The organism is Lysobacter sp. BMK333-48F3 (assembly GCF_019733395.1).
Taxonomy (GTDB): Bacteria; Pseudomonadota; Gammaproteobacteria; order Xanthomonadales; family Xanthomonadaceae; genus Lysobacter.
The window spans coordinates 2,828,263-2,844,009 of the sequence record NZ_JAIHOO010000001.1 but is presented as its reverse complement, the minus strand read 5'-3'; the positions used below and the strand labels follow the sequence as shown (position 1 = coordinate 2,844,009).

Genomic DNA, 15,747 nt, shown 5'->3' with positions numbered 1-15,747 from the left:
CCCGGGCCGGCGGGGAATGCAATCAGGCATGGGGGCGAACCCCCACGCCTTCAAGCCTTAGAACTGCAGGCCGCCTTCGCGAGCGGCTTCGGCCAGGGCCTTGATGCGGCCGTGGTAGCGGTAGCCCGAGCGGTCGAAAGCGACCTTCTCGATACCGGCAGCCTTGGCGCGCTCGGCGATGATCTGGCCGACCTTGGTCGCGGCATCGGCGTTCTTGCCGTTCTTCAGGCCTTCCTTGACTTCGGCCTGCACGGTCGAGGCCGAAGCCAGGACGCGCGAACCGTCGTGGGTGAAGACCTGGGCGTACAGGTGCTGACCGGTGCGCAGCACGGTCAGGCGCGGCACGCCGAGTTCACGGATGTGCGCACGGGTCGACTTGGCGCGGCGCAGGCGGGCGATGTTCTTCTTCATGATCTGGTCTCCGAAAGCTGAAAGCTTGGTGTCTCGGGGCCGGTCCGGGACCGGCGCCCTACCCGTTAGGCCTTCTTGGCTTCCTTACGGATGATGACTTCGCCGGCGTACTTCACACCCTTGCCCTTGTAGGGCTCCGGCGGACGGAAACCGCGAATCTTGGCGGCGACTTCGCCGACGCGCTGCTTGTCCGCGCCCTGGACCAGGATCTCGGTCTGGGTCGGGGTGGCCAGCGTGATGCCTTCCGGCGCCTTGAACACGACCGGATGGGAGAAACCCAGGGCCAGGCTCAGGTCCTTGCCCTGCATCGAGGCGCGGTAACCGACGCCGACCAGCTCGAGCTTGCGCTCGAAGCCTTCCGACACGCCCTTCACCATGTTGGCGAGGATGGCGCGCAGGGTGCCGGTCAGCGGGATCAGCGCGGCGTCTTCGGTCACGAAGAGCGCCTCGTTGTTCTCGACCTTCAGGTTGATGGCGGCGGGCTTGGCGATCGACAGCGAGCCCTTCGGGCCCTTGGCGACGACGGCGTCGGCCTGGACATTGATTTCGACGCCCTTCGGCAGGGCGATCGGCTTCTTGGCAACTCGGGACATGGGTCTATTCCTCCCTTAGGCCACGAAGCACAGGACTTCACCGCCGACGCCCTGCTGGCGCGCCTGCGCATCGGTCATGATGCCCTTCGAGGTGGAGATGATGGCCACGCCGAGGCCGCCGAGGACCTTGGGCAGCGCGTCCTTGCCGCGGTACTGGCGCAGGCCCGAACGGGAGTAGCGCTCCAGGCGCTCGATCACCGGCTTGCCTTCGTAGTACTTCAGCGAGATTTCGAGTTCGGACTTGCCGCCACCGAGTTCGGTGACGCGCGAATCCAGGATGTAGCCCTCGTCCTTCAGCACGGCGGCGATGGCCACCTTCACCTTGGACGACGGCATCTTCACCGTCTGCTTGCGCACAGCGGCCGCATTCTTGATGCGGACCAGCATGTCGGCGATGGGATCAGTCATGCTCATTAAAAGTCACCTATGAGTAGCACCGATATCCGCGGAATTGCGAATTTCAGTTGTGTTTGCAGCGTTACAACAACGCCAGCGCGGCCCGGAGGCCGCGCTGGGTGATCCGTCCCCGGGCCGGAGCCCGGGGAGCCGGCAAGCATAACAGACTTTTACCAGCTTGCCTTGCGCAGGCCCGGAACGTCGCCGCGCATGGTGGCTTCGCGCAGCTTGTTGCGGCCGAGGCCGAACTTGCTGTACACGCCACGCGAGCGGCCCGACAGGGCGCAGCGGTTGCGCTGACGGCTCGGCGAAGAGTCGCGCGGCAGCTTCTGCAGCTTGACCACGGCGTCCATCTTGTCTTCGTACGAAGCCGATTCGCTGGAGATGATCTTCTTCAGCGCTTCGCGCTTGGCGGCGAACTTCTTCACCAGCTTGGTCCGCTTGAGGTCGCGGTTGACCATGGAGGTCTTAGCCATTGTTCAATCCTAGCCTCAGTTGCGGAACGGGAAGCGGAAGGCTTCGAGCAGGGCCTTGGCCTCGGCGTCGGTCTTCGCGGTCGTGGTGATCGCGATGTCCATGCCGCGCAGGGCGTCGACCTGGTCGAAGTCGATTTCCGGGAAGATGATCTGTTCCTTCACGCCCATGTTGTAGTTGCCGCGGCCGTCGAACGAACGGCCCGACACGCCGCGGAAGTCGCGGACGCGCGGCAACGAGATGTTGACCAGGCGGTCAAGGAACTCGTACATCTTGGCGCGACGCAGGGTGACCTTGGCGCCGATCGGCCAACCGTCGCGGATCTTGAACGAAGCCACCGACACGCGGGACTTGGTCACGATCGGCTTCTGGCCGGCGATCTTGGTCATGTCGGCGACGGCATTTTCCAGGATCTTCTTGTTGGTGGCGGCTTCGCCCACGCCCATGTTCAGCGTGATCTTGACGAGGCGCGGCACTTCCATCGGGTTCTTGTAGCCGAACTTTTCAGTCAGCGCCGGAACCACTTCTTTCTTGTAGAACTCTTCGAGCCGGGTGGTCATTTCAGCATTCCTCAGGCGTCAACCGCCTCACCGCTGGAGCGGAACACACGCAGTTTGCGTCCATCCTCCAGCACCTTGAAACCGATGCGTTCGCCCTTGCCGGTGGCCGGGTTGAACAGCATGACGTTGGAAATGTGGATCGGCGCTTCGCGCTCGACCACGCCGCCCGGCTGGTTGGCCTGCGGGTTCGGCTTGGTGTGGCGCTTGACGACATTGATGTTCGCCACGACGACCTTGTCGCCGAGCACGCGCACCACGTCGCCCTTCTTGCCCTTGTCCTTGCCGGCGGTGACGATCACCTGATCGCCCTTCTTGATACGGTTCATGGTCTAGTTCCTCCGCTCAGAGCACTTCGGGCGCGAGCGAAACGATCTTCATGAACTTCTCCGAGCGCAGCTCGCGAGTCACGGGCCCGAAGATACGGGTGCCGATCGGCTCATGCTTGTTGTTGAGCAACACCGCAGCGTTGCCATCGAAGCGGATCAGCGAGCCGTCCGGGCGACGAACGCCCTTGCGGGTGCGGACCACGACGGCGTCGTAGACGTCGCCCTTCTTGACCTTGCCGCGCGGAATCGCGTCCTTCACGGTGACCTTGATGATGTCGCCAATGTGCGCGTAACGGCGCTTGGAGCCGCCGAGCACCTTGATGCACATCACTTCCTTGGCACCGGAGTTGTCGGCCACGTCGAGGTAGCTTTGCATCTGGATCATGGTTCAGCCCTCCTCTTATTCGGCCGCGCGGCTGACGATCTCAACCACGCTCCAGTTTTTGGTCTTGGACAGCGGAGCGATCTCCTTCACGCGCACGATATCGCCTTCCTTGCAGGCGTTCTCGGCGTCGTGAGCGTGGAGCTTGGTCGAGCGACGGATGTACTTGCCGTACAGCGCATGCTTGACCTGGCGCTCGACGAGCACGGTGACGGTCTTGTCCATCTTGTTGCTGACGACCCGGCCTTCAACCGTGCGCAGCGCCTTCTCTGTCTTGTTGTCGGTCATGGCGGATCCTTACTTCTTCTCGCCCAGCAGCATGTTCACGCGAGCGATCTCGCGGCGAACACGGCGGGCCTCATGGGTCTTAGCGAGCTGACCGGTGGCCTTCTGCATGCGGAGGGCGAAGCCCTCCTTGTGCAGCTCGACCAGGTGAGCCTTGAGCTCGTCGGCCGACTTCTCGCGCAATTGCTTGAGTTCCATTAGCGCACCGTCCGGGTAACGAAAGTGGTGGTCACCGAGAGCTTGGCGGCGGCCAGACGGAACGCTTCGCGCGCCACGTCCTCGCCCACGCCTTCGATCTCGTAAATCATGCGACCGGGCTGGATCTGAGCGACCCAGTACTCGACGTTGCCCTTACCGGAGCCCATTCGGACTTCGATCGGCTTCTTGGTGATCGGCTTGTCCGGGAACACGCGGATCCACATCTTGCCGCCGCGCTTGACGTAACGGCTGATCGAGCGGCGGGCCGCTTCGATCTGACGCGCGGTCAGCTGGCCGTGAGCGGTCGCCTTGAGGCCGTATTCGCCGAAGCTGACGGCGTTGCCGTTCCAGCTCAGGCCCTCATTGCGGCCCTTGTGCACCTTGCGGTACTTGGTTCGCTTGGGTTGCAACATGGCGGATTACCTCTGTTCGCGGGCAGGACGGCCCGGGCGGTCGTTACGATCACCGCGATCGCCGCGGTCACCACGCTCGCTGCGCGGCGAATCGTCCTGCTTCTCCTGGCCGACCTGGGAGAAGTCGAACACTTCGCCCTTGTAGATCCAGGTCTTGATGCCGATGATGCCGTAGGTCGTCTTGGCTTCGGCGAAGCCGTAGTCGATGTCGGCGCGCAGGGTGTGCAGCGGCACGCGGCCTTCGCGGTACCACTCCGAACGCGCGATCTCGGCGCCGTTCAGACGGCCTGCGACGTTGACCTTGATGCCCAGGGCGCCGAGGCGCATCGCGTTGCCGACCGCGCGCTTCATCGCGCGGCGGAACATGATGCGGCGCTCGAGCTGCTGCGCGATCGACTCGGCGACCAGCTGCGCGTCGAGTTCCGGCTTGCGGACCTCGGTCACGTTGATGTGCGCCGGAACGCCCATCAGCGCGCTGACTTCCTTGCGCAGCTTCTCGATGTCCTCGCCGCGCTTGCCGATCACCACGCCCGGACGGGCGGTGTGGATCGTGACGCGGGCGTTGTTGGCCGGACGCTCGATGAAGATCTTCGAGATGCCGGCCTGAGCCAGCTTCTTGCGCAGCATTTCGCGAACCTTCAGGTCAGCCGCCAGGTACTCGGCGTACTGCTTCTTGTTGGCGAACCACTTGGAATTCCAATCCTTGGCGATGCCCAGGCGGATTCCGGTCGGATGAACTTTATGACCCATTGTCTACTCCGCCTTACTTGCCGGCGCCCACAACCACAGTGATGTGGCTGGTGCGCTTGAGGATGCGGGTGCCGCGGCCCTTCGCACGCGCCATGAAGCGCTTCAGTGCGGGACCCTCGTCAACCATGATGGTCTTGACCTTGAGATCGTCGACGTCGGCGCCCTGGTTGTTCTCGGCGTTGGCGATGGCGGACTCCACGACCTTGCGGATCAGTGCAGCAGCCTTCTTGTCCGAGAACTTCAGCAGGTTGACGGCGCGCTCGGCGGACAGACCGCGCACCTGGTCGGCGACCAGGCGGGCCTTCTGCGGGGAGATGCGCGCGGTGCGCAGGATGGCTTTCGCTTCCATGGTCATCTCCTTACTTGCCCGACTTCTTGTCGCCGCCGTGACCCTTGAACGTACGGGTCAGGGCGAATTCGCCAAGCTTGTGGCCAACCATGTTCTCGTTGACCAGCACCGGGATGTGGTTCTTGCCGTTGTGGACGGCGATCGTGAAGCCCACCATCTCCGGCAGCACCATCGAGCGGCGCGACCAGGTCTTGATCGGCTTCTTGTTGTTGCCCGCCGTTTCGACCTTCTTCATCAGATGATGGTCGACGAACGGGCCCTTCTTCAGTGAACGTGCCATGTTCGATTAACCCCTGCGATCGCGCACGATGAATTGCGTGGTGCGCTTGTTCTTGCGCGTCTTGTAACCCTTGGTCGGAACACCCCACGGGGTGACCGGATGCGGGTTGCCCTGGCCGGCCTTCGCCTCACCGCCACCGTGCGGGTGGTCGACGGGGTTCATGGCCGCGCCGCGAACGGTCGGCTTGATGCCGCGCCAACGCTTGGCGCCGGCCTTGCCGAGCTTCTCCAGGTTGTGCTCGTCGTTGCCGACTTCGCCGATGGTGGCGCGGCACTCGACCGGCACCTTGCGCATTTCGCCGGAGCGAAGACGCAGCGTGGCGTAGCCCTGCTCGCGAGCCACCAGGTAGGCGCTGGCGCCGGCCGCGCGGGCCAGCTGGGCGCCCTTGCCCGGCTTCATTTCGACGCAGCACACGGTGGAGCCGACCGGGATGTTGGTCAGCGGCAGCGTGTTGCCGACGCGGATCGGGGCGTCGCGGCCCGCGATCACCTGGTCGCCGTCCTTCAGGCCCTTCGGGGCGATGATGTAACGGCGCTCGCCATCGACGTAGCACAGCAGCGCGATGTGCGCGGTGCGGTTGGGATCGTATTCGATCCGCTCCACGCGCGCCGGAATGCCTTCCTTGTCGCGCTTGAAGTCGATGATGCGGTAGTGCTGCTTGTGGCCACCGCCGATGTGGCGGGTGGTGATGCGGCCGTGGTGGTTACGACCGCCGCTCTTGCTCTGCTTTTCGACCAGCGCCGCGTGCGGCGCGCCCTTGTGCAGGCCCGGCGTCACGACGCGGACCGCGTTGCGGCGGCCGGCGGAAGTGGGCTTGAAAGTCATCAATGCCATGGATCTTTCCTCAGGCCTTGGCCATCACGTCGATCGACTGGCCTTCGGCCAGCTTCACGTACGCCTTGCGCCAGTCGCCGCGACGGCCCATGCGGAAACGGAAGGCCTTGTTCTTGCCCTTCACGTTGACCACGTTGACCGCCTCGACCTTGACGTCGAACAGCTTTTCCACGGCGACCTTGATGTCGGCCTTGGTAGCTTCCGTCGAGACTTCGAAGACGTATTGGTTGGAAACTTCCTGCAGACGCGCGGTCTTTTCGGACACGCGCGGCGCGCGGATGATGCTGTAGAGCTTGGCGTCGTTCATGCCAGCCACTCCTCGATCTTCTTGACCGCCTCGGCGGTGAACACGACCGAGTCGGCGCCGACGAGGGCGACCGGATCCAGGCCCTGGACATCACGCACTTCGACGTACGGCAGGTTGCGGGCCGAGAGGTACAGGTTCTCGGTCGCGTCTTCGGTGACGATCAGCGGACGCTGGCCGACCGACAGACCCTTCAGCTTCTCGATCAGGCCCTTGGTCTTCGGAGCGTCGAGATCGAAGCTCTCGACGACCGTGATGCGGCCCTGGCGGTTCAGCTCGGAAAGGATCGCGGCGATCGCGGCGCGATACATCTTGCGGTTGACCTTCTGCGCGAAGCTGCGCGGCTTGGCCGCGAAGGTCACGCCGCCGCCGACGAAGATCGGAGCCGTCAGCGCGCCATGACGCGCACCGCCGCCCTTCTGCTTCTTCGACTTCTTGGTCGTGCCGTTGACTTCGGCGCGGGTCTTCTGCGCCTTGGTGCCGGCGCGACCGGCGTTGCGGTAGGCAACGACCACCTGGTGGACCAGGTCTTCGCTGAACTCGCGGCCGAAGATCGCGTCGGAGACCGACAGCGTCTTGCTGCTGTTGTTGATGGTGAGTTCCATCGTCATCTCTCCTTATGCCTTGCTCGAGGGACGGACGATGACGTCGCCACCCGGCGCGCCCGGCACGGCGCCCTTGATCGCGATCAGGCCGCGCTCGGCGTCGACCTTGACCACTTCAAGACGCTGGGTGCTCTGCTGCACGGCGCCCATGTGGCCGGACATCTTCTTGCCCGGGAAAACGCGGCCCGGGGTCTGGCGCTGGCCGATCGAACCCGGAGCGCGGTGCGACAGCGAGTTACCGTGCGTCGCGTCGCCCATGCGGAAGTTCCAGCGCTTGATCGTGCCCTGGAAGCCCTTGCCCTTGGTGACGCCCTGGACGTCGACCAGCTGGCCGGCTTCGAAGATGTCGGCCTTGATCTCGCCGCCGACTTCGAAAGCGCCGATCTGGTCGGCTTCCACGCGCAGCTCCCACAGGCCGCGACCGGCTTCGACCTTCGCCTTGGCGAGGTGACCGGCTTCCGGCTTGTTGACGAGCGCAGCGCGGCGCACGCCGACCGTGACCTGCACGGCGCTGTAGCCGTCGCTGTCTTCGGTCTTGATCTGGGTGATGCGGTTCGGAGTCGCCTCGATCAGGGTCACCGGAACCGACTTGCCGTCTTCAGTGAAGAAACGGCTCATGCCGGCCTTGCGACCGACGATGCCCAACGAATACTTCTTCGCGGTCATGGTGGTTGCCTCAGGTCAGCTTGATCTGGACGTCAACGCCCGCCGCGAGCTCGAGCTTCATCAGCGCGTCCACGGTCTTGTCGTTGGGGTCGACGATGTCGAGCACGCGCTTGTGCGTGCGGGTCTCGTACTGGTCGCGCGCGTCCTTGTCGACGTGCGGGGAGACGAGAACGGTGTAACGCTCGATCTTGGTCGGCAGCGGGATCGGGCCGCGCACTTGCGCGCCGGTCCGCTTGGCCGTCTCGACGATCTCGCTGGCCGAGCGGTCGATCAGACGATGATCGTACGCCTTCAGCCGGATCCGGATCTTTTGGTCCGCCATGACGGAATTCCTTGGTTAAAAGAGCGACGGGACGGCTTCTGGGTGCGCCGGCCCCACGAAAACGCAAACACTCCAGAGCAACACCCTCGCTCCGGAGCTTCCTTGCCTGGAAAAGCTAAGGCGGCCCGGTCACCCGGCCCGCCCAGACTGAGTAGAACGCACGAAGCGCCCCGTCTAGCGTTCCTTGGAAGCCCCTGGGGGCCCGGAACGTACGGAGCGCGGCCGTGCGACATATCCCTGTCTGGCGAATACGAGGCGCGTCCTGCCCCTCATTTCGCTGGTTGCGCCATCCCGGAAAAGCAGGGACGGCACAGTGGTCGCGCATTCTACACGCACTCGTGCGGGCAACGCAACACATGGATTCAGGGGCGCCGGGGCGAGGACTCCGGACGCGCCGGCGCGGGTTCCGCGCGGGGTCGGGATGCGGCGGCAGCGCTTGGCGATCGGCCCAGGGCTGGCCCGGCCCTCGCCTCGCCTCGCCTGCTGGCCCGGAGCGCCGGCGGGCAGGCCCGGCCTCGGCCGCCGAGGCCAGCACACGCGTGGCGCGGTTCCGCGGAACCCGGTGCGCAGGGGCGCCGGCAAACGATCAGACCGGCCGCGGCGGGCGCACATGGTAACGGCAGCGCCATCGGCCAGGAAGGCTCCGCCGCGCCGTTCAGCCGAACGGGCGCCCCGGACCTCCGGGGCGCCCGCGGCGGATCGGATGCCCGCGCTTAACGGTACGCCGTCAGCGAATGGGTCCAGGTGTGGCCGCCGCCCTTGACCGCCCAGTCGTGGCGCACCCAGGAGTTGCCTTCGCCCGGCCAGGGATCGGCTAGGACCACGTGGCCGACGCCGTCGAAGGTCTGGTAGCCGTAGATCGCCAGAATATGCCCGCCGCCGCCGTCCCAGCCCCAGCGCACCGCCAGCGGTCCGCGGGTATCGATCTGGGTGGCGATCTCGGAATAGCTCAGCGAGCGGTCGTAGCTGACGGTCGAAACCCCCCAGTTCCACAGGATCCGGTCGACGCCGTCGCTGGCGTTGCCGTACAGGTAATTGGGACGGTTGGCGCTGTCGTTCCAGTCGAAGGGCTGGCTCTGGCAGGCGTAGTTGATCCGGAAGTCGTAATTGACCGTGGCGCACTGGCTGGCGCCGACGCCGTGGTAAGCGAGGATGGCGCTGGCGGTCGCCGCCCAGCACCAGTAGCTGTGCTGCTGTTCCTGGGTCGACCAGTTCACCAGGTAGCCGGCCTGGGCCGGGGCCAACGCGGCCAGGGCCAGCGCCAGGGGCGCCAGTACGGAGCGGATGCGGTTGCGATTGGACATGATCGGGAGCTCCTGCGGGCTCATGGACGCTTGAGGGCTGCGGCCACGGCGGCACGCAAGACGGGGGTGGCCTGGGCGGCGGTCAGCGCCTGCGGGGCCGTGGCGGCTGCCGCATCCAAGGCCAGGTTGGCGCGGGCCGCGGCCAGCGGCACGTAACGCGCGGCCTGGCCGCCGTCGCGCACTTCCAGGAAATCGGCCACGCCCTGGCGGCTGCGCACCAGGCGCAGACCGCCCTGCCCGGGTTGCTGCAGGGCGACGGCCTCGATCTCGTTGGCCAGGCCCGAGGCGCCGACGCCGACCACCTGATAGCGGCCCCTGGCATCGGGCTCGAGGGTGGCCAGGCCGACCGGGGTCTGCCCGTCCCACAGCACGTAGCGCAGGGTCGATGCGCCATGCGAGGCCTGGGCGATATCGCGGCCCGCCAGCAACTGCTGCGGATCGACGAACGCGACCGGCACCGCCCGCCCGACCCGCAACGCACGCAGCGAGCGCTCGCCGTCCAGGCTCAGCACCTTGACCAGGCTCCCCGCCTGTTCGGCCGAGACCGATCGGGCGGCGACCCAGCCCTGGATCAGCTGACGGGCCTGCGCATCCGTCAGGGCCGGGACGGCCATTGCCGCGCGGGTTTGCTGCGCCTGCGCCGGCGACGGCGCCTGCAGCGCCAGGCCCAAGGCGAGCGCATAACCGAGACACACATACTTCATGGAAAAACTCCTTTCGTCGTTCAGGGGAAAGTGCGCGGCCGCGCCCCGCAACGAAAGTTAGTTTCTCCGCACCGCCGGTCAAGCGAAAATTAAATAAATACGCCAACACCCAAGAATTAACATTATTTAATCGACACCCTGCTCAATGACACCGTGACGCGCTAGGCCAAAGCCTAAAACCCCGCATTGCCGCGCAGCATAGTTTCATATGAGTAGTAAACGAATCACACTGAGGGAAAACCCCCATAAAATCAGTAATTTTTTAAAAATGATTATCGATCATGCCTGACCGATGCCCGACGAATAGACCCGACAATGGATTTTCGATGACGCTTTCCGGCCGATAATCGATGCCGCGTTGCTGGAACCGCGCGGCGACAAAGAACGGGGCGTTTTCCAGCCGGCCCGACGTTTCTCGCAGGCCCTGGAATCGGGCGCGCATGCCGACATCGGCGAGCGCAAGATCCAGGCCGGCCGCAGGCCGCGCGCCAGCGTCTGCGAGAGCGGAAGCAGCGGACTCGGACCTGCCGAAAGCCATGGGTGAGGCGGTGCAATCGAGCCGTGCGAGGCAGCCCCAGGATGCCGCGGGGTTCATCGGGGGCATCTCGAGATCGCTTGAATCGACAGGCAGCGGACGCTCTGAGCGGCCACCGGCCGACCCCGCCCCGCGCCCCGACTGCGCGGACTTGCGCTGCGCGTCGCGGCCGCCCGCGCGCCTTCCGCCGTCGCATCGGCCGCGGCGCGATATGCCATACCGCGCGCTTGGCGATACGGCGGCGCAAGCCCGGCGACCGGCTCGCCTCGCCCCATGAGCGCGATCGGGCCGAAAACCGAACTCCCAAAACGACGCTGGCGGCCCGAAGGCCGCCAGCGCGAGCGGCGAACCGGAAACCCGGCGCGCCGCGGATTGCTCTACCGCGAATTACTTGATGATCTTCGCCACCACGCCGGCGCCGACGGTACGGCCGCCTTCGCGGATCGCGAAGCGCAGGCCTTCGTCCATCGCCACCGGGTTGATCAGCTGCACGACCATCTTGATGTTGTCGCCCGGCATGACCATCTCGACGCCTTCCGGCAGGGTCACCGCACCGGTGATGTCGGTGGTGCGGAAGTAGAACTGCGGACGGTAGCCCTTGAAGAACGGGGTGTGGCGGCCGCCTTCGTCCTTCGACAGCACGTACACTTCGGCTTCGAACTCGGTGTGCGGGGTGATCGAACCCGGCTTGGCCAGCACCTGGCCGCGCTCGACGTCGTCGCGCTTGGTGCCGCGCAGCAGCAGGCCGGCGTTGTCGCCCGCCTGACCCTGGTCCAGCAGCTTGCGGAACATTTCGACGCCGGTGACCGTGGTCTTCTGGGTCGGGCGGATGCCGACGATTTCGATTTCGTCGCCCACCTTGATGATGCCGCGCTCGATACGGCCGGTCACCACGGTGCCGCGGCCCGAGATCGAGAACACGTCTTCCACCGGCATCAGGAACGGCTTGTCGATCGCGCGCTCCGGCTCCGGAATGAAGGTGTCCAGCGCGTCGACCAGCTTCAGGATCGCCGGCACGCCGATTTCGCTCTGGTCGCCTTCCAGCGCCAGACGGGCCGAACCGTGGATGATCGGGGTGTCGTCGCCCGGGAACTCGTACTTGGTCAGCAGCTCGCGCACTTCCATCTCGACCAGCTCGAGCAGCTCGGCGTCGTCGACCATGTCGGCCTTGTTCAGGAACACGACGATGTACGGCACGCCGACCTGACGCGACAGCAGGATGTGTTCGCGGGTCTGCGGCATCGGGCCGTCAGCGGCCGAGCACACCAGGATCGCGCCGTCCATCTGCGCCGCACCGGTGATCATGTTCTTCACGTAGTCGGCGTGGCCCGGGCAGTCGACGTGCGCGTAGTGGCGCACGGCCGATTCGTATTCCACGTGCGCGGTCGAGATCGTGATGCCGCGAGCCTTTTCTTCCGGCGCCGCGTCGATCGCGTCGTACGCCTTGAATTCGCCACCGAAACGCTCGGCGCCGACCTTGGTCAGAGCGGCCGTCAGCGTGGTCTTGCCGTGGTCGACGTGACCGATCGTGCCGACGTTCACGTGCGGCTTGGTGCGCTCGAATTTACCCTTAGCCATGGTTGTCTCTCTTTAAATTGCGGTGATTCGTGGTTTGGGATCCGGGATCCGCGAGCGCGTCTCCCGACCCCGTTGTCTGCGATCGGATCCGGGCCCGGCGGATCCGGAACTCGTTGCGCGAATTCCGGATCCACGATTCCGAATCCCGGGCCTCAGCCCTTCTTGATCACGGTCTCGGCGATGTTGTTCGGCGCTTCGGCGTAGTGATCGAATTCCATCGTGAACGTCGCGCGACCCTGGGTCAGCGAGCGGATGGTGGTCGCATAGCCGAACATTTCGCCCAGCGGCACCATCGCGTTGATGGTCTTGCCCGACGGCGTGTCGTCCTGGCCCTGGAGCAGGCCGCGACGACGGCTCAGGTCGCCCATCACGTCGCCGACGTACTCTTCCGGCGTCACGACTTCGACCTTCATCATCGGCTCGAGCAGGACCGGATCGGCCTTGCGGAAGCCTTCCTTGAAGGCCATCGACGAGGCGAGCTTGAACGCCATTTCCGACGAGTCGACGTCGTGGTAGGAACCGAACACGAGCTTGACCTTCACGCCCACGACCGGGAAGCCGGCCAGCGGACCGCTGGTGATGGTCTCGCGCAGGCCCTTCTCGACCGCCGGGATGAATTCCTTCGGAATCACGCCGCCGGTGATGTCGTTGACGAACAGGAAGTCGTTCTCGACGTCCGGGTTGGCGCGGTCCTTCTCGTTCATCGGCGACAGCTCGATCACCACGTGACCGTACTGACCCTTACCGCCGGACTGCTTGGCGTGCTTGTAGTCCGACTTGACGTCCGACTTGCGGATCGTCTCGCGGTACGCCACCTGCGGCTTGCCGACGTTGGCTTCGACGTTGAACTCGCGCTTCATGCGGTCGACGAGGATGTCCAGGTGCAGCTCGCCCATGCCGGCGATGATGGTCTGGCCCGATTCTTCGTCAGTGCGCACGCGGAACGAAGGATCTTCCTGCGCCAGGCGGCCCAGGGCGATGCCCATCTTTTCCTGGTCCGACTTGGTCTTCGGCTCGACCGCCATCGAGATGACGGGCTCCGGGAACACCATGCGCTCGAGGGTGATGATGTGGTCCTGCGCACACAGCGTGTCGCCGGTGGTCACATCCTTCAGGCCCACGGCCGCGGCGATGTCGCCGGCGCGGACTTCCTTGATTTCGTCGCGCTGGTTGGCGTGCATCTGCAGGATGCGGCCGACGCGTTCCTTCTTCGACTTGACCGGGTTGTACACCTGGTCGCCCGAGTTCAGCACGCCCGAGTAGACGCGGAAGAAGGTCAGCGAGCCCACGAACGGGTCGGTCATGATCTTGAACGCCAGCGCCGAGAACGGCTCGGTGTCGGACGCCTTGCGGGTGTCTTCCTTCTCGTCCTCGTCGATGCCGGCGACCGGCGGACGGTCGGACGGCGACGGCAGCAGGTTGATCACGCCGTCGAGCATGGCCTGCACGCCCTTGTTCTTGAACGCCGAGCCGCAGAACACCGGCACGATCTCGACCTTCAGGGTGCGCTCGCGCAGACCGGAGATGATTTCGGCCTCGGTCAGCTCTTCGCCGCCCAGGTACTTCTCCATCAGGTCTTCCGAGGCTTCCGCGGCGGCTTCGATCATGAAGCTGCGGGCTTCCTCAGCCTTGGACTGCAGGTCGGCCGGAATGTCGCGGTACTCGAACTTGGTGCCCTGCGAAGCGACGTCCCAGTGGATCGCCTTCATCTTCAGCAGGTCGACCACGCCCTCGAAGCCGTCTTCGGCGCCGATCGGCACCTGCATCGGCACGGCGTAGGCGCCCAGGCGGGCCTTCAGCTGTTCGACGACCTTATCGAAGTTGGCGCCGGTGCGGTCCATCTTGTTGACGAACGCCATGCGCGGCACCGAGTACTTGTTGGCCTGGCGCCAAACGGTCTCGGACTGCGGCTGCACGCCGCCGACGGCGCACAGGACGAACACCGCGCCGTCGAGCACGCGCAGCGAGCGCTCGACTTCGATGGTGAAGTCGACGTGCCCGGGGGTGTCGATGATGTTGAAGCGGTGCTCCGGCAGGGACTTGTCCATGCCCTTCCAGAACGCGGTCGTCGCGGCCGACGTGATGGTGATGCCGCGCTCCTGCTCCTGCTCCATCCAGTCCATCGTCGCGGCACCTTCGTGCACTTCGCCGATCTTGTGGCTGACGCCGGTGTAGAACAGGATGCGTTCCGACGTGGTGGTCTTGCCGGCATCGATGTGGGCCATGATGCCGAAGTTGCGGTAACGCTCGATGGGAGTGGTGCGAGCCACGGGACCCTCTCGTAAGTTTTCGAATTCCAGATGGCCGGACGCCGCCTTATCGGCGGCCTCCGGTTCGCTAGGCGGCCTTGAAGCCGCCGCGGCAACATCTCATGCGGATGTTGCGAAGGCCCTGTCGTCAGGGCGCCGCGATCACCAGCGGTAGTGAGCGAACGCGCGGTTCGCTTCCGCCATGCGGTGGGTTTCTTCGCGCTTCTTGATCGCCGCGCCGCGGTTCTCGGAGGCGTCGAGCAGTTCGGCGGCGAGCTTGCGCGGCATCGAGCTTTCGCCGCGCTTGCGGGCCGACTCGATCAGCCAGCGCATGGCCAGCGCCATGCGGCGCGAGGAGCGCACTTCGACCGGCACCTGGTAGGTGGCGCCGCCGACGCGGCGCGACTTCACTTCGACCGACGGCGAAACGTTGGTCAGCGCCTTTTCGACCAGCTCGAGGGCGTTCGGATTCTTTTCGCCGATGACGTCCATGGCGCCGTAGACGATCTTCTCGGCGACGGACTTCTTGCCGCTCTGCATGACCATATTGATGAAGCGCGCGATCGTCTCGCTGCCGTGCTTGGGATCGGGCAGAACCGAACGCTGCGGGGTGGAACCTTTACGCGACATGGTGCGTACCTATTTTCGTGATTCTGGACAGACGTGCTTGCGGGCGGCGGCGCGATGCGCGCGCCTGGGCAGCGACGCGCTTAGGACTTCGGACGCTTGGCGCCGTACTTGGAACGGCCCTGGCGGCGCTTGGCGACGCCGGCGGCGTCGAGCGAGCCGCGCACGGTGTGGTAACGCACGCCCGGCAGGTCCTTGACGCGGCCGCCGCGGATCAGCACCACCGAGTGCTCCTGCAGGTTGTGGCCTTCGCCGCCGATGTACGAAATGACTTCGTAACCGTTGGTCAGGCGCACCTTGGCAACCTTGCGCAGCGCCGAGTTCGGCTTCTTCGGGGTGGTGGTGTAGACGCGGGTGCAAACGCCGCGACGCTGCGGGCAGTTCGCGAGCGCCGGCGAGGTGCTCTTGTAGGTGGTCGCCTGCCGCGGCTTGCGGACGAGCTGATTGATGGTTGCCATCTGGAACTCTTGATTGAGGGGCCGGGCGGCCGCTTCGTGAGAAACGAACGGCAAGCCGAATGCACCCGACCCGCCGAGACGAAAAAGTATAGCCCGCGCTTAACGTTTCCGTCAACGCAGGCAGCGCGAACAGGCGAAGCCAGC

The 15,747-nt window shown here is 65.3% G+C and carries 25 protein-coding genes; all 25 read right to left on the bottom strand.

The genetic code is table 11. The features are described from left to right. Positions 1-57: 57 nt before the first annotated feature. The 25 genes from rplR to rpsL all read right to left on the bottom strand — a co-directional run bounded on the left by rplR (position 58) and on the right by rpsL (position 15,603). Positions 58-411, bottom strand: coding sequence for a 50S ribosomal protein L18 (gene rplR, locus K4L06_RS12095; protein WP_064747309.1), 354 nt, complete (start codon positions 409-411; stop codon positions 58-60). 65 nt (positions 412-476) lie between these two features. Beyond that, the gene (gene rplF, locus K4L06_RS12090; protein ID WP_221671605.1) at positions 477-1,004 is read right to left on the bottom strand and encodes a 50S ribosomal protein L6; all 528 of its coding nucleotides are present in this window, start codon (positions 1,002-1,004) and stop codon (positions 477-479) included. A gap of 15 nt (positions 1,005-1,019) precedes the next feature. After that, complete coding sequence (gene rpsH, locus K4L06_RS12085; protein WP_221671604.1) at positions 1,020-1,418, bottom strand: 30S ribosomal protein S8; 399 nt, start codon at positions 1,416-1,418, stop codon at positions 1,020-1,022. Positions 1,419-1,570: 152 nt separating this feature from the next. Further along, positions 1,571-1,876: a 30S ribosomal protein S14 gene (gene rpsN / locus K4L06_RS12080; protein WP_221671603.1), complete on the bottom strand. Its 306-nt coding sequence runs from the start codon at positions 1,874-1,876 to the stop codon at positions 1,571-1,573. 15 nt (positions 1,877-1,891) lie between these two features. Further along, positions 1,892-2,434, bottom strand: coding sequence for a 50S ribosomal protein L5 (gene rplE, locus K4L06_RS12075; protein ID WP_031373824.1), 543 nt, complete (start codon positions 2,432-2,434; stop codon positions 1,892-1,894). Positions 2,435-2,445: 11 nt separating this feature from the next. After that, positions 2,446-2,760, bottom strand: coding sequence for a 50S ribosomal protein L24 (rplX, locus tag K4L06_RS12070; protein ID WP_064747313.1), 315 nt, complete (start codon positions 2,758-2,760; stop codon positions 2,446-2,448). A 16-nt stretch (positions 2,761-2,776) separates the two neighbouring features. Continuing rightward, positions 2,777-3,145, bottom strand: a complete 369-nt coding sequence (gene rplN, locus K4L06_RS12065; RefSeq protein ID WP_064747314.1) for a 50S ribosomal protein L14 — start codon at positions 3,143-3,145, stop codon at positions 2,777-2,779. 15 nt (positions 3,146-3,160) lie between these two features. Continuing rightward, positions 3,161-3,430, bottom strand: a complete 270-nt coding sequence (rpsQ, locus tag K4L06_RS12060) for a 30S ribosomal protein S17 (RefSeq protein ID WP_064747315.1) — start codon at positions 3,428-3,430, stop codon at positions 3,161-3,163. 9 nt (positions 3,431-3,439) lie between these two features. After that, a complete protein-coding gene (gene rpmC / locus K4L06_RS12055; RefSeq protein WP_074872140.1) occupies positions 3,440-3,625 on the bottom strand; it encodes a 50S ribosomal protein L29 in 186 nt (61 codons plus the stop codon). Further along, positions 3,625-4,038 (bottom strand): 50S ribosomal protein L16, encoded by a 414-nt coding sequence (gene rplP / locus K4L06_RS12050; RefSeq protein WP_194932363.1) that lies wholly within the window; start codon positions 4,036-4,038, stop codon positions 3,625-3,627. The genes rpmC and rplP overlap by 1 nt, the downstream gene beginning before the upstream one ends. Before the next feature lie 6 nt (positions 4,039-4,044). After that, positions 4,045-4,788 carry a 30S ribosomal protein S3 gene (gene rpsC / locus K4L06_RS12045; protein WP_064747317.1) on the bottom strand — a complete coding sequence of 248 codons (744 nt, stop codon included), beginning with the start codon at positions 4,786-4,788 and terminating at the stop codon, positions 4,045-4,047. 13 nt (positions 4,789-4,801) lie between these two features. Continuing rightward, a complete protein-coding gene (rplV, locus tag K4L06_RS12040; RefSeq protein ID WP_055902442.1) occupies positions 4,802-5,137 on the bottom strand; it encodes a 50S ribosomal protein L22 in 336 nt (111 codons plus the stop codon). A 10-nt stretch (positions 5,138-5,147) separates the two neighbouring features. Beyond that, positions 5,148-5,417, bottom strand: coding sequence for a 30S ribosomal protein S19 (rpsS, locus tag K4L06_RS12035; protein ID WP_057943874.1), 270 nt, complete (start codon positions 5,415-5,417; stop codon positions 5,148-5,150). A 6-nt stretch (positions 5,418-5,423) separates the two neighbouring features. Then, a complete protein-coding gene (gene rplB / locus K4L06_RS12030; RefSeq protein ID WP_221671602.1) occupies positions 5,424-6,251 on the bottom strand; it encodes a 50S ribosomal protein L2 in 828 nt (275 codons plus the stop codon). Between the two features lie 10 nt (positions 6,252-6,261). After that, positions 6,262-6,558, bottom strand: a complete 297-nt coding sequence (gene rplW / locus K4L06_RS12025) for a 50S ribosomal protein L23 (RefSeq protein WP_064747320.1) — start codon at positions 6,556-6,558, stop codon at positions 6,262-6,264. After that, positions 6,555-7,160 carry a 50S ribosomal protein L4 gene (rplD, locus tag K4L06_RS12020; RefSeq protein ID WP_221671601.1) on the bottom strand — a complete coding sequence of 202 codons (606 nt, stop codon included), beginning with the start codon at positions 7,158-7,160 and terminating at the stop codon, positions 6,555-6,557. The genes rplW and rplD overlap by 4 nt, the downstream gene beginning before the upstream one ends. 12 nt (positions 7,161-7,172) lie before the next feature. Next, positions 7,173-7,826 (bottom strand): 50S ribosomal protein L3, encoded by a 654-nt coding sequence (gene rplC, locus K4L06_RS12015; RefSeq protein ID WP_221671600.1) that lies wholly within the window; start codon positions 7,824-7,826, stop codon positions 7,173-7,175. A gap of 10 nt (positions 7,827-7,836) precedes the next feature. Further along, positions 7,837-8,148 (bottom strand): 30S ribosomal protein S10, encoded by a 312-nt coding sequence (rpsJ, locus tag K4L06_RS12010; protein ID WP_022968186.1) that lies wholly within the window; start codon positions 8,146-8,148, stop codon positions 7,837-7,839. A gap of 713 nt (positions 8,149-8,861) precedes the next feature. After that, a complete protein-coding gene (locus K4L06_RS12005) occupies positions 8,862-9,452 on the bottom strand; it encodes a papain-like cysteine protease family protein (protein WP_221671599.1) in 591 nt (196 codons plus the stop codon). Between the two features lie 20 nt (positions 9,453-9,472). Next, positions 9,473-10,156, bottom strand: a complete 684-nt coding sequence (locus tag K4L06_RS12000) for a hypothetical protein (protein WP_221671598.1) — start codon at positions 10,154-10,156, stop codon at positions 9,473-9,475. Between the two features lie 262 nt (positions 10,157-10,418). Next, the gene (locus K4L06_RS11995; RefSeq protein WP_221671597.1) at positions 10,419-10,751 is read right to left on the bottom strand and encodes a hypothetical protein; all 333 of its coding nucleotides are present in this window, start codon (positions 10,749-10,751) and stop codon (positions 10,419-10,421) included. Positions 10,752-11,078: 327 nt separating this feature from the next. Then, positions 11,079-12,269 (bottom strand): elongation factor Tu, encoded by a 1,191-nt coding sequence (gene tuf, locus K4L06_RS11990; protein WP_221671587.1) that lies wholly within the window; start codon positions 12,267-12,269, stop codon positions 11,079-11,081. 152 nt (positions 12,270-12,421) lie between these two features. After that, the gene (gene fusA / locus K4L06_RS11985) at positions 12,422-14,539 is read right to left on the bottom strand and encodes an elongation factor G (RefSeq protein ID WP_221671596.1); all 2,118 of its coding nucleotides are present in this window, start codon (positions 14,537-14,539) and stop codon (positions 12,422-12,424) included. Positions 14,540-14,680: 141 nt separating this feature from the next. Beyond that, positions 14,681-15,148 carry a 30S ribosomal protein S7 gene (gene rpsG / locus K4L06_RS11980; protein WP_064746582.1) on the bottom strand — a complete coding sequence of 156 codons (468 nt, stop codon included), beginning with the start codon at positions 15,146-15,148 and terminating at the stop codon, positions 14,681-14,683. Positions 15,149-15,228: 80 nt separating this feature from the next. After that, positions 15,229-15,603: a 30S ribosomal protein S12 gene (gene rpsL, locus K4L06_RS11975; RefSeq protein ID WP_064746583.1), complete on the bottom strand. Its 375-nt coding sequence runs from the start codon at positions 15,601-15,603 to the stop codon at positions 15,229-15,231. Positions 15,604-15,747: the final 144 nt, after the last annotated feature.

Excerpts from the sequence above, each read along its gene's own strand:
- rplR (WP_064747309.1), bottom strand. The coding sequence starts at position 411 with ATGAAGAAGAACATCGCCCGCCTGCGCCGCGCCAAGTCGACCCGTGCG.
- rplF (WP_221671605.1), bottom strand. The coding sequence starts at position 1,004 with ATGTCCCGAGTTGCCAAGAAGCCGATCGCCCTGCCGAAGGGCGTCGAA.
- rpsH (WP_221671604.1), bottom strand. The coding sequence starts at position 1,418 with ATGAGCATGACTGATCCCATCGCCGACATGCTGGTCCGCATCAAGAAT.
- rpsN (WP_221671603.1), bottom strand. The coding sequence starts at position 1,876 with ATGGCTAAGACCTCCATGGTCAACCGCGACCTCAAGCGGACCAAGCTG.
- rplE (WP_031373824.1), bottom strand. The coding sequence starts at position 2,434 with ATGACCACCCGGCTCGAAGAGTTCTACAAGAAAGAAGTGGTTCCGGCG.
- rplX (WP_064747313.1), bottom strand. The coding sequence starts at position 2,760 with ATGAACCGTATCAAGAAGGGCGATCAGGTGATCGTCACCGCCGGCAAG.
- rplN (WP_064747314.1), bottom strand. The coding sequence starts at position 3,145 with ATGATCCAGATGCAAAGCTACCTCGACGTGGCCGACAACTCCGGTGCC.
- rpsQ (WP_064747315.1), bottom strand. The coding sequence starts at position 3,430 with ATGACCGACAACAAGACAGAGAAGGCGCTGCGCACGGTTGAAGGCCGG.
- rpmC (WP_074872140.1), bottom strand. The coding sequence starts at position 3,625 with ATGGAACTCAAGCAATTGCGCGAGAAGTCGGCCGACGAGCTCAAGGCT.
- rplP (WP_194932363.1), bottom strand. The coding sequence starts at position 4,038 with ATGTTGCAACCCAAGCGAACCAAGTACCGCAAGGTGCACAAGGGCCGC.
- rpsC (WP_064747317.1), bottom strand. The coding sequence starts at position 4,788 with ATGGGTCATAAAGTTCATCCGACCGGAATCCGCCTGGGCATCGCCAAG.
- rplV (WP_055902442.1), bottom strand. The coding sequence starts at position 5,137 with ATGGAAGCGAAAGCCATCCTGCGCACCGCGCGCATCTCCCCGCAGAAG.
- rpsS (WP_057943874.1), bottom strand. The coding sequence starts at position 5,417 with ATGGCACGTTCACTGAAGAAGGGCCCGTTCGTCGACCATCATCTGATG.
- rplB (WP_221671602.1), bottom strand. The coding sequence starts at position 6,251 with ATGGCATTGATGACTTTCAAGCCCACTTCCGCCGGCCGCCGCAACGCG.
- rplW (WP_064747320.1), bottom strand. The coding sequence starts at position 6,558 with ATGAACGACGCCAAGCTCTACAGCATCATCCGCGCGCCGCGCGTGTCC.
- rplD (WP_221671601.1), bottom strand. The coding sequence starts at position 7,160 with ATGGAACTCACCATCAACAACAGCAGCAAGACGCTGTCGGTCTCCGAC.
- rplC (WP_221671600.1), bottom strand. The coding sequence starts at position 7,826 with ATGACCGCGAAGAAGTATTCGTTGGGCATCGTCGGTCGCAAGGCCGGC.
- rpsJ (WP_022968186.1), bottom strand. The coding sequence starts at position 8,148 with ATGGCGGACCAAAAGATCCGGATCCGGCTGAAGGCGTACGATCATCGT.
- K4L06_RS12005 (WP_221671599.1), bottom strand. The coding sequence starts at position 9,452 with ATGTCCAATCGCAACCGCATCCGCTCCGTACTGGCGCCCCTGGCGCTG.
- K4L06_RS12000 (WP_221671598.1), bottom strand. The coding sequence starts at position 10,156 with ATGAAGTATGTGTGTCTCGGTTATGCGCTCGCCTTGGGCCTGGCGCTG.
- K4L06_RS11995 (WP_221671597.1), bottom strand. The coding sequence starts at position 10,751 with ATGAACCCCGCGGCATCCTGGGGCTGCCTCGCACGGCTCGATTGCACC.
- tuf (WP_221671587.1), bottom strand. The coding sequence starts at position 12,269 with ATGGCTAAGGGTAAATTCGAGCGCACCAAGCCGCACGTGAACGTCGGC.
- rpsG (WP_064746582.1), bottom strand. The coding sequence starts at position 15,148 with ATGTCGCGTAAAGGTTCCACCCCGCAGCGTTCGGTTCTGCCCGATCCC.
- rpsL (WP_064746583.1), bottom strand. The coding sequence starts at position 15,603 with ATGGCAACCATCAATCAGCTCGTCCGCAAGCCGCGGCAGGCGACCACC.